14 protein-coding genes are annotated in these 16,654 nt (G+C 59.6%); 9 read left to right on the top strand and 5 right to left on the bottom strand.

What is annotated here, in order from left to right:
- Window positions 1-219 precede the first annotated feature (219 nt).
- Window positions 220-1,806, bottom strand: a complete 1,587-nt coding sequence (locus tag A3AY_RS0104160; RefSeq protein ID WP_018324423.1) for an MBL fold metallo-hydrolase — start codon at window positions 1,804-1,806, stop codon at window positions 220-222.
- A gap of 254 nt (window positions 1,807-2,060) precedes the next feature.
- On the opposite strand from A3AY_RS0104160, the gene A3AY_RS0104165 reads away from it, so the two are divergent.
- The 3 genes from A3AY_RS0104165 to A3AY_RS36970 all read left to right on the top strand — a co-directional run bounded on the left by A3AY_RS0104165 (window position 2,061) and on the right by A3AY_RS36970 (window position 3,991).
- The gene (locus tag A3AY_RS0104165) at window positions 2,061-2,555 is read left to right on the top strand and encodes a hypothetical protein (protein WP_051108299.1); all 495 of its coding nucleotides are present in this window, start codon (window positions 2,061-2,063) and stop codon (window positions 2,553-2,555) included.
- Between the two features lie 210 nt (window positions 2,556-2,765).
- A complete protein-coding gene (locus A3AY_RS0104170) occupies window positions 2,766-3,413 on the top strand; it encodes a BON domain-containing protein (RefSeq protein WP_018324425.1) in 648 nt (215 codons plus the stop codon).
- Window positions 3,414-3,523: 110 nt separating this feature from the next.
- Window positions 3,524-3,991 (top strand): hypothetical protein, encoded by a 468-nt coding sequence (locus A3AY_RS36970; protein WP_018324426.1) that lies wholly within the window; start codon window positions 3,524-3,526, stop codon window positions 3,989-3,991.
- A gap of 13 nt (window positions 3,992-4,004) precedes the next feature.
- On the opposite strand, the gene A3AY_RS0104180 is transcribed toward A3AY_RS36970, so the two are convergent.
- Entirely contained in the window at window positions 4,005-4,673 is a 669-nt protein-coding gene (locus A3AY_RS0104180; RefSeq protein WP_018324427.1) for a winged helix-turn-helix domain-containing protein, read from the bottom strand.
- 109 nt (window positions 4,674-4,782) lie between these two features.
- On the opposite strand from A3AY_RS0104180, the gene A3AY_RS34465 reads away from it, so the two are divergent.
- The 3 genes from A3AY_RS34465 to A3AY_RS0104200 all read left to right on the top strand — a co-directional run bounded on the left by A3AY_RS34465 (window position 4,783) and on the right by A3AY_RS0104200 (window position 8,606).
- A complete protein-coding gene (locus tag A3AY_RS34465) occupies window positions 4,783-5,613 on the top strand; it encodes a helix-turn-helix domain-containing protein (protein WP_234913041.1) in 831 nt (276 codons plus the stop codon).
- A gap of 32 nt (window positions 5,614-5,645) precedes the next feature.
- Window positions 5,646-7,568: a hybrid sensor histidine kinase/response regulator gene (locus A3AY_RS0104190; protein ID WP_018324429.1), complete on the top strand. Its 1,923-nt coding sequence runs from the start codon at window positions 5,646-5,648 to the stop codon at window positions 7,566-7,568.
- Window positions 7,569-7,769: 201 nt separating this feature from the next.
- Complete coding sequence (locus A3AY_RS0104200; protein WP_018324431.1) at window positions 7,770-8,606, top strand: universal stress protein; 837 nt, start codon at window positions 7,770-7,772, stop codon at window positions 8,604-8,606.
- An 83-nt stretch (window positions 8,607-8,689) separates the two neighbouring features.
- Here A3AY_RS0104200 and A3AY_RS0104205 read toward each other — a convergent pair whose 3' ends face one another.
- Window positions 8,690-9,145 carry a pyridoxamine 5'-phosphate oxidase family protein gene (locus A3AY_RS0104205; protein WP_018324432.1) on the bottom strand — a complete coding sequence of 152 codons (456 nt, stop codon included), beginning with the start codon at window positions 9,143-9,145 and terminating at the stop codon, window positions 8,690-8,692.
- A gap of 165 nt (window positions 9,146-9,310) precedes the next feature.
- Between A3AY_RS0104205 and A3AY_RS0104210 the strand changes: the two genes are divergently transcribed.
- Entirely contained in the window at window positions 9,311-9,958 is a 648-nt protein-coding gene (locus A3AY_RS0104210; RefSeq protein ID WP_018324433.1) for a BON domain-containing protein, read from the top strand.
- A 19-nt stretch (window positions 9,959-9,977) separates the two neighbouring features.
- Here A3AY_RS0104210 and A3AY_RS0104215 read toward each other — a convergent pair whose 3' ends face one another.
- Both A3AY_RS0104215 and A3AY_RS0104220 read right to left on the bottom strand, forming a co-directional pair.
- On the bottom strand, window positions 9,978-11,723 hold the full coding sequence (locus tag A3AY_RS0104215; protein ID WP_234913056.1) for a heavy metal translocating P-type ATPase: 1,746 nt from the start codon (window positions 11,721-11,723) through the stop codon (window positions 9,978-9,980).
- 279 nt (window positions 11,724-12,002) lie between these two features.
- Window positions 12,003-12,533 (bottom strand): Hsp20/alpha crystallin family protein, encoded by a 531-nt coding sequence (locus A3AY_RS0104220; RefSeq protein WP_026203094.1) that lies wholly within the window; start codon window positions 12,531-12,533, stop codon window positions 12,003-12,005.
- Window positions 12,534-12,878: 345 nt separating this feature from the next.
- Here A3AY_RS0104220 and A3AY_RS0104225 point away from each other — a divergent pair, with 345 nt between their 5' ends.
- Together A3AY_RS0104225 and A3AY_RS0104230 are read left to right on the top strand one after the other, a co-directional pair.
- The gene (locus tag A3AY_RS0104225) at window positions 12,879-15,566 is read left to right on the top strand and encodes a cation-translocating P-type ATPase (protein ID WP_018324436.1); all 2,688 of its coding nucleotides are present in this window, start codon (window positions 12,879-12,881) and stop codon (window positions 15,564-15,566) included.
- Between the two features lie 246 nt (window positions 15,567-15,812).
- On the top strand, window positions 15,813-16,634 hold the full coding sequence (locus A3AY_RS0104230; protein WP_018324437.1) for a universal stress protein: 822 nt from the start codon (window positions 15,813-15,815) through the stop codon (window positions 16,632-16,634).
- The last annotated feature ends 20 nt before the right edge of the window (window positions 16,635-16,654 follow it).

The following is a 16,654-nucleotide window of genomic DNA, read 5'->3' on the forward strand; positions in this document are numbered from 1 at the left end:
CACCCAATTGCGGTCGACTTGAAGCCGGCAACGCCGTCTGCATGCAATGGCTGCGACCTCTCCATAACTGCTCCAGCATATGCGGTTACGGGCTGTGCTCATTGACCAGGATCAAGAAGTGGGACGTGGTGCGGCAGGGCTTATGGTCATGCCAACAATTCCACAGCGCCTGCACCCGACGACCCATCTCGTCCTTGCATTGTTGCGGACACGGGGAAATTACTCTGCCAGTACCCGCCGAAGCTTGCGGACAATTACGCCTCTTGCCTTGTCGTCGGCAGTCTTTGCCAGTTTATCCTGCAGATCAAGGACAAGCGATTGAAAGTCGTTGTGCCAGTCCGTGCTGCCTACCCGAATTGGGTCGATCCGTGGCGGCTGCGCCGCATCAGATATATCGACCGGCCCCTCCGGTGTCAGCCGGAACGCTGCGTCCAAATGCGGGGACGTGATCCGTTGCTCCGGCAAGAAAGCCAACAGGCGCTGCCGCAGACCTGAAATTCCCTCGTCTTCGCCATGGACGAGAAAGACACCGGCCCTGACAGGTTGTCGCGCACGGACCCACTCCGCCAGTTCCGGCCCATCGGCATGACCGCTGTAGATATCGAGCCGGCGAATGCGCGCGCGGACTTTTATGTCGTCTCCCTGAATGCGTACCATCGAGGCGCCATCCTCGAGAATACGCCCCAGTGTGCCCGCTGCCTGATATCCGACAAGCAGGACTGTGGCTTCGTCCCGCCAAAGCCAGTTCTTCAGCCGATGGCGAATGCGCCCTGCCTCGCACATACCGCTTGCGGCGATGACGATGTGAAATCCCTTGATGAAATCGACGGCCTTGGATTGTTCGACCGTCTCGGTGAACCGCACGTTTCTGGCCTGCATGGCCTTGGCCAGCAATGCCCCGTTTTCCATGTCCCGCGCATGCTTGCGAAAGATCGCGCTGGCTCGCGTCGCCAACGGCGAATCGATAATAATCGGGCATTTCGCAATCTCGCCAGCTTCCATCAAGTACACCAGATCGGCGAGCAGCTCTTGCGTGCGTTCGACGGCGAAGGAGGGGACGAGAAGCGCCCCGTCGGGATGGGTTGCCGCCACGACCTCCGCGCGCAACGCCTCGCGGCGAGTTTGGTCCGTGGCTTCGATGCGGTCCGTGTCGCCATATGTGCTCTCGCAAACGACATAGTCCCAGCCCGCCGGCGCCTCCGGGTCGAATTGCAGAAGTTTGTGGCTGGGCCCGATGTCGCCGGAAAAGAGCATCCTGACCGTGGGGGAGCCGGCGATTTCCATTTCCACCGAAGCGGAGCCGAGCAGGTGGCCGGCGTTCCAGAACCTGAAACGGATGCCCTCCGCCGCGGTCTGCCATGTTTCAAGTTCCACGGCGCGCAGCAGCGTCACTGCAACGGCTGCGTCCTCGGCGGTATAGATGGGTGCAACGGTGAGGCGGCCGCGGCGCTGGTTGCGTCGGTTCAGGTGCTCGACTTCGCTTTCCTGAATATGGGCGGAGTCCGGAAGCATCACGGAGCAGAGATCGATCGTGCCGGGCGTCGCAAAGATCGGCCCGTCGAATCCGGTTTTGACAAGCTTCGGCAGCAACCCGGAGTGGTCGATATGCGCGTGGGTCAGGATGACCGCATCGATCATCCGAGGGTCAAAGGGAAAGACCCGATAGTTGAGTTCCTTTTCCGTCTTGGATCCCTGGAACAGACCGCAATCGACAAGAATGCGCGTTTCGCGAAATTCGATAAGATGACAGGATCCGGTGACCGTGCCGGCGGCGCCATGGAAACGGATGGTCGGCTGATCAGGCATGGGTTCTCGGATCCTTTGGCGGGATGTCAGGTCGTTGGTTAGAATAGCCGTCAAAAGCGGGGCGCATCTTGATGTGCGTCAAACTCGAGCCGTGCCCGTTGACGAATGGGGCGAGGCGAAGGGGAAGACAGTCATAGTGACTATGGGCCGAATAGATCGCCGCTCCACTCTCACCCCAGCGAGGGCAAATAACGGCAGTGAGCTTCATACGAGCAGATCGCAGCAATTATACAATCCTCATCCGGGTCGACCGGATGGCTCGTCTTTTCAACTCGCTCGACCCCACACCCTTCAGGGAACGCGACCTCGACGACGATGCCGAGCGATTTATCGTCGAGTGGGCACAGGAAACACCTGCGAACGTACCGATTGAAATCGTTATCCAATTGCCGAAGGAAGAAGCGAATACCGAATCCGCGCAGACTGTGATGCATGCCGTGCAACACAACTTCGAGGGGCGTGCTACGCAGGCAAGCCGGGAACTGCGAGAGCTGCTGCGGGAGGGACGGCGGGCCTTGATCATCGGTATCCCGATTTTGGCCTTCAGCCTCATTGCAAGCCAGATGGTCAACAATTTGTCAGGGGCGGCGGCATTTTCCCGCGTGGTCAGCGAAAGCCTGCTGATATTTGGCTGGGTTGCAAACTGGCGCGCTCTGGAAATCTTTCTTTATGGCTGGTGGCCTATTGCGCGCCGTCGCGCGCTTTATCGGCGACTAGCCTCAGCATCCGTGACGGTTCTGTGGAACTAAAACGTCAGGCCAGAGAAGCGGCGCGCGCCGGTTCTATGCCTATGGCTTAACGGTGCGCTCGCGCGTTGCAGCGTCAAGCTCCTTCAATCTGCTGGGCGGGAAAGGATCCAGTGATTTGACCGGGATCAATGCTTGTCGCCCATGAAGTGCCGAAAGTGGCGTCGGTAAGCGGATGAATAAGTTGCCCTTGGAGGCAGAGAAGAGGGTTCAATGAACGACAATGTTTTGAGACAGGACATTATCGATGAACTTGAGTTCGAGCCGAGCATCGACGCCGCGGATATCGGCGTGGCGGTCGAAAATGGTGTTGCAACCCTCACGGGCCATGTCCCGACCTATGCCCAGAAAGCGACGATCGAGGACGTCGTTCGACGGGTAGCCGGCGTTAAAGGCATCGCCCAGGAAATCGAAGTGCGCCCCTTCGGGGCTAATCAGACCGCAGACGACGAGATCGCCAAGCGCGCCTTGTACATGATCAACTGGAATACGACAGTTCCCAAGAATGCCGTCCAGGTGAAGGTCCAAAAGGGATGGGTAACACTGACGGGCAACGTCGAATGGCACTATCAAAAGATTGCCGCCGGTGACGCGGTGAGGGGACTTGCAGGGGTCTCTGGAGTCAGCAACACCATCGACCTCAAGCCACGGGTTTCCGTTTCCGACGTCAAGAAACGCATCCAGGACGCACTGAAGCGAAATGCAGAAGTCGAAGCCAAGGGCATTCGGATTGACGTTCTCGACGGCATTGTCACGCTCGAAGGCCGCGTCAAAGCCTGGCCAGAGCGCGATGCAGCCGAAAGGGCGGCGTGGTCCGCACCTGGCGTCAAGGCGGTCGTGGACCGGATCACTGTCGGGTGAAGCGCCTATGGAATGGCGAGAGCCGGTCTCTCGTGGGCATGCTGAATCCGGCACGGGCGAGGGATAACCGACGGAACGGGAATCAGCGCTTGAAGACAAGGAGCTACCTGATGCCTGCCGCCTACACCATAGCTCAAATCTCCGCTGAACAGATCGACGTAACCTATCCGCTCGTGCGAAATGTGGAACAGGCGCTGCAACAGGCCGAGTGGCGCGAAATCTGCGAGGCCATCATTCAGCGACGTGTCAATCTGGCCGGTGCCAACCAAATAGTCATCGCGACAAATCGAACAGGATATATCCGCGGCATCTGTATGTTCCGCGTCAGAAGCCATCCGCGATACGGGGAACTGCTCGATGTGCCGATATTCGTCGCGATCAGCGCCGGGGACGTCGCGGGCGTTTCCGAGGCGCTGCTCGATCACCTCAGGACATTGGCGCACAATCAACAATGCAGAGTGATGCGGGTCTGGGGGCTGGGTGCCGACAACTTGAGCAGAACCCTGCGAAAAGGTGAGTTCGATCGCTGGGATCACGGCCTGCTGGTGTCGGTTGACGTGGATACCGGCGATCCCTGACGGTTTCGTGAGGTCATTCCTGCGTGGGCTTTACACTGAAGACATAGCCCACATTGCGAACAGATTGGATCAGCGTCGGGTTCTTTGGGTCACGCTCGATCTTCTTGCGCAGGCGCGCCACCTGGGCATCGATAGTGCGGTCGTAAGCCTCCATGTTGCGACTTCGCGTCAAGTCCATCAGCAATTCGCGGGTGAGCACGCGCCCGGCATGCTTTACAAGCACGCAAAGCATGTCGAATTCGCCCGTCGTCAAGGCCACGTCGCTGCCGTCGGACGCAAGCAATCGGCGGCGGCCCACATTAAGCTGCCAGCCGTCGAAGCAGAAATTCTCCGTTGTCTCATCATCGCCCCTTGCGACCGGGGCCTGGTGGCGACGCAGCACACTCCGCACGCGTGCCAGAACTTCCCGCAGGTGAAAGGGCTTGGCGATGTAGTCGTCGGCGCCCACTTCCAACCCCACGATCCTGTCGATCACGTCATCTCGCCCCGTCAACATGATGATCGGGATATTCGATCGGGAGCGGATATCCCGTGCCAACGCCAAACCATCTTCACCACCGGGAAGGACAAGATCGAGAAGGATAATGTCCGTCGCGGCCTTCGCCAGACAATCTCGCATCGCCGGGCCGTCTGACGCTGCGCTGACGCGAAATCCCTCACCCTCGAAGTAGCGGATCAGCATCTGCCGAATTCTGGCGTCGTCATCAACGACCAGGATGTGTTCTCTCCGTGTTGCAGTGTCTGACATAGTGCCCTCGGCAGCGGCCACGCTGTTACAAGCTGTTACACACTTGCGCAAAACCTTACATTCTCATCGTCACGCCGTCACCGGGCCAACTCAATTTGTCCGAACCACGTCGATCGGACAGGAGGGCACGATGCTTGCGCGACCACAATCCTTGCACGCTGTTATGTCGAATGCAATTTTACGTGCCGTTGATACCGGGACCCCGAGTTTGCGGGATATCTTCTCCAGGCAGGCGATGGATCGTTTCGAGGCTGGGTCGACATTGTTCTGGGAGGGGGACCCCGCCGCCAATGTCTTTGAGGTCGTCGCCGGCGTGTTTCGTATCGTCAGGGTGTTAAACGACGGCCGGCGTGTGATTACGGGATTCATCTATGCAGGCGAGCTGCTGGGCGCGTCTCTTCGCGACCGGTACCTCTACAGCGCCGAGGCCGTCACGCAGGTCACGGTGCGGCGTTTCGGACGCAACCGCTTCCAGGAGGAAATATCGCGGCAACCGGAGCTTCGCGAGCAGCTATTTTCGCGCCTGAGCGATGAACTGGCCGCAGCGCAGGACCAGATGGTGCTGCTGTCGCGCAAGAACGCTGAAGAGCGGGTCTGCAATTTTCTGCTCTTGACGGCGCGCCGTGTCGCCCAGGCTTGCCCAGCCATGCCAATCGTGGAACTGCCGATGACCCGGCTCGATATCGCGGACTATCTGGGGCTAACGATCGAAACGGTCTCTCGGACAATGACAAAGCTTACAAATCGTGGCGTCATCGCCGCCGCCAGCCGCCATTCTGTCGTTATCATGAAGCCGGTGACACTCGCATCGCTTGCCGGTGAGAGCTATGCTGATCCCTACGCAGCCCCGACAGACATTCTAGGGGCTGCCTGACTTCGCTAACGGCCGACCGAAGTGGAAACCGCATGAACGACACGACAAGCGGCGAAATCGCAACAGAACTCCGTTTGGATGACGTCGTCCGATTTCTCGACGATGCCAATATCATCATACATGATTTTGACGGCAGCATTCGCTATTGGAGCAGGGGCTGCGAGAGGCTCTACGGGTATACTCGCTCCGAGGCTATTGGTCAGATCGTCCACGATCTCCTTGCCACCCAGTTTCAGGAACCGATTGAAGACGTGCGTGCGCAACTCAGCGCGCGCGGTATTTGGGAAGGCGAGCTGGTTCACCGCCACAAGGACGGTCGTGCCCTTTCCATCGTGAGCCGCTGGGTGGCTTCCCGGCAAGGGGAAGCGTCCATGCCGATGATTGTCCAGACAGACAACGACATTTCGGAGCTGAAGCAAAGCCAGGCCGGCCTCGCCGAGCGGGAAGCGCACTTGCGGTCGATCCTCGACACCGTGCCGGATGCCATGGTCGTCATTGACGAAAGCGGGGTGATCGGATCGTTCAGCGCTGCGGCGGCGAGACTTTTCGGTTATGTCGAGGACGAGGTGTTGGGGAAAAACGTTCGCATGCTGATGCCACAACCGGATCGGGATGCCCATGACGGTTACCTGTCACACTACATTCGCACCGGCGAGCGACGCATTATCGGCTACGGCCGTGTCGTAACGGGTATGCGCAAGGACGGCACGACATTTCCCATGGAGCTTTCGGTCGGTGAAGCGACAGCCAACGGAAAGCGCATCTTCACCGGGTTCATCCGCGACCTGACCAGTAGGCAACGGGTTGAAGAGGAACTGAGGCAGTCTCAGAAGATGGAGGCGGTTGGACAGCTGACCGGCGGTATCGCTCACGACTTCAACAATCTCCTGACCGTCATCAGTGGCAATCTGGAAATGATGGAGCCGCGGCTTAAAGACGAGACGCTCCGGGGATTGCTGCGGGAGGCACAGGAGGCGACGGATGATGGCGCCAAATTGACGAGCCAGTTGCTGGCTTTCGGCAGGCGACAGCCGCTCAATCCGAAACCGGTCGACGTGGCCCAGCACGTTTCCACTTTCTCCGAGCTGCTGCGCCGGACACTGGGGGAGACGATCGAGTTGCGAAGCGTCATAAACGGCACACCGGGTCAGGCGATGGTCGATGCGTCCCAGCTTCAAAACGCGCTTCTCAATCTGGCGCTCAACGCACGGGATGCGATGTCGCGCGGCGGCCGGTTGACCGTTGAGATATCGCGCACATCCCTCGATCGCGACTATGCTCAGATGTATCCCGAGGTCCGGACCGGAAATTACGTTCTGATCTCGGTGACAGATACGGGCTGCGGGATGTCGAGTGAAGTGAGGCGTCACGCCTTCGAACCCTTCTTCACCACCAAAAGCGTCGGTTCTGGCACCGGTCTTGGGCTGAGCATGGTCTACGGGTTCGTGCGACAGTCGGGGGGCCATGTTCAACTGTATAGCGAGCCCGGCCAGGGAACCAGCGTTCGTCTGTTCCTTCCCGCCTTTGTCGACGGCGACAATGCCGCCATAGCCGAGGAGGTGGCATCTTCGGCCGACCATGAAATCCCGATGGGACGGGAGACGATTCTCGTCGTGGAAGATGACGCGCGGGTTCGTCGGGTGGCCGTCATGCGGCTGAGCAATGCGGGTTACACGGTCCTGGAAGCCGCAAATGGAAGCGAAGCCCTGGAGATGCTTTCCGCTCACCCCGAGATAGAGTTGTTGTTCACTGACATCATCATGCCCGGTGGCATTACCGGCGACGAGCTGGCGAAGCATGCGCGTGCGTTAAGACCCGATATCAAGGTCTTGTTCACCTCGGGCTATGCCGAACCGAGCATCGCCGGAAGGGAATTCACGGAACGGGGGAGCTGGCTGAAAAAGCCCTATTCCGCACGCGAGCTTGCAACGCGGCTTCGCGAACTCCTCGATTGATCTGCGAATTGCGGCCTTTGTCGGTTTCTATGAAGTCATCGAGCGCCGCAAGCGCGATCCCCGTCCGTTCCTGGCAGATCCGGATCCGAAGCGCTCGTCACGACAAAACGCGCGGCCATCCTTGACGGAGATCAATGTGGGCGCGGCGGGAAGGTCTAAGCTCAGAGTTCACAGTTCGACGATCTTCGAAGGGAACATTCAATGAGCTACAAGACCATTCTCAGCGTGACCGGGATCAATCAGTCCGACAGTGATCTGTGCGCAGCCGCCGAGCTATGTGCTTCCGCCGGCGCGCATCTTTCCGCCTTGGTCGTCGCTTTGTCGGCATCGCCACCGATCGGTGAATATGCTGCCGCCGTGTCGATCGACTGGCTCGAAGAGCGCAACCGCGAAATTGCGAAACTTGACGAACGGGCGGAAGAGGCCAAGGCCTTGCTTGCCCAGACCGGCATCTCGTTCGATGTCGACACGATGTACACGGAGATTGCATGGTCCGACGAGGAAATCGGTGAGCGTGCCTCCTATGCCGACATCTCGCTCCTCGGACCCGGCCTTAAACTGGACCCGGAACTGCGGGCCCGTGCCATAGACGGCTGCCTTTTCAAGTCCGCGCGGCCCGTTCTTCTCGTTCCGAAGCGCGGCAAGCCGACGCTTTCTCCCAGGACGATCATACTAGCCTGGGACTCCCGTCTGGAAGCCGCCAGGGCAGCGCGCGAAGCGATCGACGTCATGAAGGACGCTGACTCCGTTCATGTGACCATGGTTGACCCTCGGGCAGCTTCCGCGAGAAACGGTGAGGAACCCGGCGCCGATGTTGCTGCCTATCTTGCGCGGCATGGGATCGAGGTCACGGTCGACCGGTTGGCGAGCGGCGGGCGTCCCGTTGACGAAGTCCTCAATCAGCATGCGCTTGATGTCTCGGCCGATCTGATCGTGATGGGGGGGTATAGTCATTCTCGCCTGAGGGAGCGCATCTTCGGCGGCGTCACGAAGGCGATCATCGAGGAATCGAGCGTCTGCGTCTTGATGACCCACTGATGCGGGCCTGCCGAGTGCCGATCCGGTCGTGCGACCGGGTCGACATCATGTTTGTATTGGCTGCAAGACATCCCGCTCTGCGGCTAGTTATCCCCGCTCACCGCCACTCTTCCGGTCACCTCGACGATATCAATTCCGTAAAACAGATGAGGCGAAGCGCTTGCGATCGGTTGCGGCGTCGGCTTCAATGCTCCTGGTTCCCACCAATCTATATGCCGTTCGAGAATTGACCAGGCATGCAGCCGCTGGTGGTGCCATTTATCGGTGTCCGGAAATTCCTGATATTTCCCGTAGATGACGACGGTTCTCCAGCCGGAACCACCCAGGAACTCGTCGACCTCGACGCAGACGTGAGGGTTCTCGCGCATCCAGTCGACTTTCTGTCCCGGCATGGAGAAACTGTAAAGGCAATTGCCGTCAAGGGCGTAGTAAATCGGGATGATATAAGGCCGGTCATTCTTGGAGCAGGCCAACCGTCCCAGGCGGCTGGCGGAAATCAGGCCGATGCATTCCGAGCGCGTCATTTCCTTGACCATCATGGCATTTGGCTCCTTTTCGGCACCAGGTTTCGCAACGGCAATAGTGACACCAAAAACGTCACTTCATTTTGATCCGGCGCAAAGACCTTCGGCACCGGTCGCCTGAAAATAGCAGAACATGGCGCTCTTAAGGAGCGAGCCTGCGACGCCAAAGGGAGAATTGTCATGAACGACATGGAACTGCGTCAGGATATTCTGGATGAGCTTGCATTTGAGCCAAGCCTGGAGGCCGAGCACATCGGTGTCACCGTCGACAACGGTGTCGTTACGCTTACCGGGCATGTCGGTAGCTACGCGCAGAAGTCGACGGCTGAGAGTGTGGTACAACGCATCAAGGGAGTGCGTGCCATCGCCCAGGATATCGAAGTGAGATATCCTGAAGACAAGAAGACGGCAGATGACGAGATCGCCGCGCGCGCCGCAAAGATCATCGCGTGGGACGCGGCGCTTCCGGACGGGCAAATCCATATCAAAGTTCAGAAGGGATGTGTGACGCTGTCGGGTCAAGTCGACTGGCACTTCCAAAGCGCCGCAGCCGAAAACGCGGTGTGCAAACTCTCCGGCGTTTCGGGTGTCCACAATATGTTGACGATTCGCCCGCGCGTCGACCTTGCCAGCATCAAGAATTCGATCGAAACCGCGCTCACGCGAAACGCGGAGATTGAGGCAGAGGGCATCAACGTCGATGTTTCCGGCGGGAAGGTGACGTTGAACGGCAGGGTCAATACATGGCGGGAACGCATCACGGCGGAACGGGCTGCCTGGTCCGTGCCAGGCGTCACGGCGGTCGAAGATCGGCTGGTCGTCGTTTGACCGACGGCGCGCGGCCTACTTACCGTAGCGCCCGCATTGCATTGAGGATAACGGCGAGATCGATGACCTCTTGCAGGAGTGCGCCCTGGACCGGCGGCAGGTAGCCGAAAGCTGCCAGAGACATTGCAGCTAACGACAGGCCGAGACCGGCAATCACACTTTGCCGCGCGATTGCAAGCGTCCGGTGTGAAATCGCGAGCGCCTGTGCGAGAGGTGCAAGCCTGTCGACGAGCAGGACCACACCGGCGGCCTCCGAGGAGGCCGCCGCACCGCGTGCCCCCATTGCCACGCCGACATCCGCAGATGCCAGCGCTGGGGCGTCATTCACCCCATCACCGACCATCATCACAGGACCGGATCGACGTGCGGCGAGAACGGCCCCAACTTTCTGCTCCGGCGTAAGGTCTGCGAGAACCTGATCAATTTCCAACCCGTCGCTGATCACAGACGCAACGTCGAGACGATCCCCCGTGGCAAGAATGATTTTTGTAATTCCTGCTTCCCGGAAGCGGGCGACGGCAGTGGAAGCGTCCGTTCTGACTTGATCGGCCATGATGATTATGCCGGCAACGATGCCATCAATTGCTACCGCCACGATCATTTGGCCCGGCTTTCCATCCGAGCGGAACGATCTCGGATCGCCTTCGTTGCTGTTGGCGGCAACATAGCCGCTTCCTCCAATGACGATCTTTCTTCCATCGACGAGGCCTTCCAACCCTGCCCCAGCTTCTTCTCGAACATTGACGGGCGAGGAGAGCGGCAGTCCGCGCTTGGCGGCAGCGGCGACGAGCGCAGCCGCCATCACATGGTTCGAAGCCTGGTCCAGCGATGCTGCGAGCCGAAGAAGCTCCACCTCCGAGATCCAGGCAGCCGCATGGATTTCCACGATTTCCGCTGAGCCGAAAGTCAGGGTGCCGGTCTTGTCGAACACAGCCACACGCACGCGGCTGAGCGTCTCAAGCACATCGCCACCCTTTATCAATACCCCGATCTTCGCGGAGCGGGAGAGGCCGGAAACGAGCGCAATCGGTACGGCCAGGATCAAGGGGCAGGGGGTGGCGACAACAAGGACCGCCAGTGCGCGGCGAGGCTCGCCGGACAGAAGCCATGCTGCAACGGACAACCCAATCGTCACAAAAAGAAACACGACGGCATAGCGATCAGCCAGGCGCGCCATAGGCGCTTTGCTTTTCTGCGCGGCCTCCACCAGTCGCACAATGCCTGCATAGGTGCTCTCGGCTGCCGGACGAAGGACGTGCATGTCAAAGGCGTGACCGAGCGAGGTACTGCCGCTCAGGACTTCATCCCGTGGCCCGCGCGCGAAGGGAAGGGACTCGCCGGTCAGGGCCGACTGATCCAAGAGGGCGGATCCCGACAGGATCGAACCATCGACAGGGATAACTTCACCCTGTCGAACCAGAAGCCGGTCACCGGGAACGAGTGAGGAGATGGGCACCTCCTCGAGCCGGTCACCGCTGTACCGGATCGCCCGTTTCGGGACCCGTCCGAGCAATGCCGTCATTTCTTTGGCCGCGCGGCCGGACGCGAACGCTTCGAGCATCTGTCCGCCGGCATACATAAGTGCAACGACGTTTGCGGCCAGCGTTTCGCCGAACGCCAAGGCCACTGTCATGGAGAGAGCGGCAATCAGGTCGAGGCCGAAGTCGCCGCGAAAAAGGGAGTTGCCGGCTGTAACAAGGAGAACGGCCAATATGGGAACTGTCGCGCTTCCCCAAAGGAGTCGCGATGAAGAGGGCATGTCCATGAATTGAAGTGCGAACCCGCCAACAAGCCCGATCAGCGCGACCGCGACCAACAGCGGTTGCCTATGATCTGATAGCCAGCTCACGAGGGCGTAACGGCGGAAATGGAGTTGCATCGGTGCCTCTCGTGAACCTGTCGAGCCTTCCGCAAACACTAACTTTCAGGACCGGTTGGCAGATATTACCGTTCTTGGTCGGTAAGCGGCAAACGCTTCTCAACAGTTCGTGAGGCAGGCGCGCCGTTTCTTCACCGACGCGCCGATTGATGGTCAGAATCGGAATCAGGCCGATTTGACGGGGATTTTCTTTTCATTCTTCTGGGCTTCCGCTGATTTCGGCAGCTTGATTGTAAGCAGCCCTTTCGCAAAGGACGCCTCTATCTTGTTGGCGTCGACGACATCGGGGATGGGAAAGCTGCGCTGGAACGAGCCGTAGCTGCGTTCGGAGAGGTAGTAGTCCTTTTCTTTCTCTTCCTTTTCCTCCGTCTTTTCGCCTTTGAGCGTCAGCATGCCGTTCAAGATGGTGACCTCGATATTGCTTTCATCCATTCCGGGCAGTTCGGCGGTAATCTCGTATTCCTGGTTTCGTTCGACCACGTCGACAGCCGGAGCGATCTGCCAGCGGGTGTCGGCCGCGGTCGCGCCGCCTCTGCGTACACGGCTGAAGGGGGAGCGCCACGACAGGGGATGGAAGTCATCAAACAAGCGATCAATGTCCTGGCGCAGGCTATCCAACAGGTTCCAGGATTGCCCGGTCGCCACCGGTGTCGTGCCCTCGGTCTTAACTTGCAATTTTGTGGGCGACTTATTCATGATTGAGCTCCTTTTCAGGCTTTGTGTTTCGTCGTGGTTCGCAGCGGCGTCCATCATCTCGAACAACTCGCGACGACAGCCTTGCCGGACACACCAAACCACTCGCGGCAGCATCGATCAGAGCCCTTTTGGCGATGAAGATCATTGATGGGAATCAAAGCACCGCTAATTTCCCTTCGGCCGCGATGGCGGCGGCGGGTATTGCAGACCCCGGATGGCATGTTCCTGGCGTGTTCGAACCGATTGACGCACGTCAAAGGATACTCGCGTATGCCGGCTATAGTTCGACGAGGAACTCTCTTCCTGGCCTGCCGCCAAGGGGGGCATTTATCGGACGGAGCAACAATGCATTCCGACGTTTCGAATGTTGAAAATGCCGCTCCGCTCGGTGCTTCCATTGACAGCGGGCTGAGCGGCCGAGACGCAAAAGCGAGGCTGGCGCGATTTGGCCGGAACGTCCTGCCGGAACCGCGATCTCCTTCTTTCCTGGCGACATTTCTGCGGCAGTTTCGCAGCCCATTGATCTATATCCTTCTTGCGGCGGCTCTTGTTTCGCTGGCCCTGGGTGACGTTAAGGACGCTCTCTTTATTGGCGCCGTCTTGCTCATCAACGGGATTATTGGTGGCGTCCAGGAGCATTCGGCCGGACAAGCCGCCGCGGCCCTTCGGAAACTTGAGCAGCCGCATGCGACGGTTATCCGTGACGGCCAGCCCCAGGAGATCGATGCGCAACTGCTCGTGCCGGGTGACGTCGTCTCGCTTGATGCAGGCGGGCGGGTCCCTGCGGATATCAGCCTGAGGGCCGTGAACGATCTGCTTTGCGACGAATCGCTGCTGACCGGCGAGTCCGCTCCGGTCCGCAAGAAGGCTTCGTCCAGCCAGAATTTGGATGACGGGAGCGACTGCGCCGCCTTTGCGGGCGCGCTCATCACGCGCGGCCGGGGAAGGGGCGTCGTGATCGCGACTGGCGCGGCGACGCAGATCGGCAGAATCGCGGCCGAAATCGACAAGCCAGACGTCTCGCGCCCGCCCCTGATGATCCGGCTCGAGAGATTCTCGCATATGATTGCCTGGATGGTCGGGCTCGCCGTGGCGCTGCTCATCATCGTGGGGCTCGCACGCGGGATGGCCTTGCAGGATCTTTTCATGATGTCCGTCGGCTTGGCCGTCAGCGCAATCCCGGAAGGCCTGCCCGTTGCGATCTCCGTGGCACTGGCCATCAGCATGCGCCGCATGGCGAAAGCGAATGTCATCGTGCGGCAAATGCCGGCCGTCGAATCGCTTGGGTCATGCACCATGATCGCAACCGACAAGACCGGCACGCTGACGCGCAACGAGTTGACCGTGACGGATATTCTCCTGCCGGACGGAACGGAGCTGTCATGCGAGGCGGGAGCGGATCTCGATGCCTGCCGCATTCATGGCCCTGGAACAACGCCGGATCAGGCGCGTGATATGGCGCTTGCCCTCCTCAAGGCTGCGGCCCTGCCGAATGAAGGCAGGCTGACGAAAGAAAGCGACGGCTGGAAGGGCGTCGGTGACACCGTCGACGTCGCTCTGCTTGCCGCCGCGCGCAAGGCAGGGATCGTGCAGCACGCAATCGAAGAAGACTATCCTCTGCTTGTTCGGATCCCCTATGAGCCGGACCTCAAATATGCCGCGTCCTTTCATCGTCGGGGAAAGAGCGTCCGAATCTTCGTCAAAGGGGCCGCCGAGACACTGATCGACATGGCCGATCGTATGGATGTTGGCGGTCGCGCCGTGCCGATCCACCGCGCAACCCTGGTCCGGCAGAAAGAGGAGATGGCCGCGCGGGGCCTGCGCGTGCTTGCCTTCGCAGAGGGCGAGATCGAAGATGAAATCGACGAAGGCTACGGTCATCATCACCTTGTCGACCTGGTTTTCCTCGGTTTGGCCGGCATGCAGGATCCGCTGCGGCCGGAAGTGCCGAAAGCCGTGAGCGACTGCCATGCCGCCGGAATGGAGGTGGCGATGGTGACGGGCGACGACCCCCGCACCGCGGCCGCGATTGCCTCACAGGCAGGATTGGTCTTCGGCCCGGATCAGGTGGTGACCGGCGCGGACGTCCGAAGCGCCGAAGAGAGCGGCTCGGAGACGCTTGATGAACTCACGCGGCGCGCGAGGATCTATGCGCGCGTATCGCCGACCCAAAAACTGTCGATCGTGCTGTCGTTGGCGCGCAATGGGCACTTTGTCGCCGTCACCGGTGACGGCGTCAACGACGCGCCGGCCCTGAGACAGGCTCATGTCGGGGTGGCGATGGGACGCAGGGGCACCGAGGTCGCCAAGGAGAGCGCCGACATCGTTATCACCGACGACAATTTCGCATCGATCGTCAGCGGCGTTCGCGAAGGGCGGGTCGCCTACGCCAATATCCGCAAGGTGATTTTCATGCTGATGTCGACCGGTGCTGCCGAGGTGGTGCTGTTTCTGCTTGCGATACCGCTCGGCCTGCCTATGCCTTTGCTGCCTGTGCAACTGCTCTGGCTCAACCTCGTGACCAACGGCATCCAGGATGTGGCGTTGGCCGGTGAAAGAGCCGAGGGCGACGAGCTTTCCCGTCCCCCGCGCCGGCCAGGCGAACCGATCTTCGACCGACTAATGATCGAGCGTATCTGGCAATCCGCGCTGGTGATGGGATTTGGCGGTTTCGCAACATTCTACTGGTTGCTACAGCAGGGCTACAGCGAAGCGCAGGCGCGCAATATGCTGCTTCTGCTCCTGGTTCTGTTTGAAAATTTCCAGACCTTCAACAGTCGCTCTGAACGCAGGTCCGTCTTTGCGCTCGGTGTCTTTGCCAATCCATTGTTGGTCGTGAGCGTTGCCGCGGCGCAGGCGCTGCATATTTCGGCCATGTATATTCCCTGGCTGCGAGATACCTTGCAACTGGCGCCGATATCGCCCTGGGAATGGGCAGCGTTGCTTCTGGTCGCGTCCGCGGTGCTGGTCGCGATGGAATTCGATAAATTGCGCTGGCGCCGCAGTGGCGCGCAAACCGGATCATCGGCATGACGACAGAGGGGGAGCAGGTGGACGGCGCTTGATCCGGCCCACCTCGCCAGGTGCCAGCGAGCGAGCCGGCATCACCATCCGGGTTTTCGGGGTACCTGCTGCGCGCTTGGCCTCTCGTCAACATCGTTTGAGACCGACCAGCATCTGCGTCGCTTCAATTGACCGGCATCAATGACGGAAGGCTTCGCGTGAATTATTCTTCGATGAAGCGCATCTGCGATGCGCTCGGTTTGGGAGGACGGGGTCATGAAAGCGCAATTTCACCTGCCGCTGATCACCTATCCGGATGCCAGCTCCGACTGGATCATTGAAAACGCACTTGAATTGTCGCGCCACCAGGGGGCAGCGCTGAGTGCCAGTGTCCTGCAGGTGAGAATACCCAGGATATCCCACCCGTTTCCCACAATCGTTGATGTTGAGAAGATGGTCCATGATGCAGAGCAACTTAGCCGCCAACGCGCAACGGCTTTAACCGAAAAGCTCCGAACGCAAGCGAACACGGCTCAGCAGGACGTGACAGTGGTGCCATTTGAGGCAAAGCAACCCTTCGTCGGCGAACGGGTCGCCCAATTGTCGCGGGCGTATGATTTTTCGATACTGGAATTGGTTCCGACAGCCAGGTCGTTGATTGAGAGCGTTCTTTTCGACGGTGGTCGCCCGGCGGTCATCTTCCCCGCCGCAAGCTGCTCTGGACGTATCGAGACCATCGCGATCGCGTGGGATGGCAGCGCGACGGCTGCAAGAGCAGTGACCGGGGCGCGATATTTTTTGGAGAAGTGTTCAAGCGTCGTACTTGTGTCCGTCACGGACGACAAACTGATCGATGAAGACATCCGCGACCGTTTGGCAGAGACACTTAGCAGGAGCGGTCTGAGGGTCGAGGTCGTTACCCTCCACGTAAATGGGGACAGTGCCGCTGCTGCCATTCAATCGGCCGCAACGGAAAAACATGCCGACTTGTTGGTGGCAGGTGCCTTTGGGCACTCAAGGCTGCGTGAGTTCATTCTGGGCGGCGTCACGCGTTCATTCCTGACAGATCTCTCAATGCCCATTCTCATGTCACACTAGGCTGTCGGGAAGGAGCGTCG

It is taken from the genome of Rhizobium giardinii bv. giardinii H152 (assembly GCF_000379605.1).
In the GTDB taxonomy this organism is placed as follows: Bacteria; Pseudomonadota; Alphaproteobacteria; order Rhizobiales; family Rhizobiaceae; genus Pararhizobium; species Pararhizobium giardinii.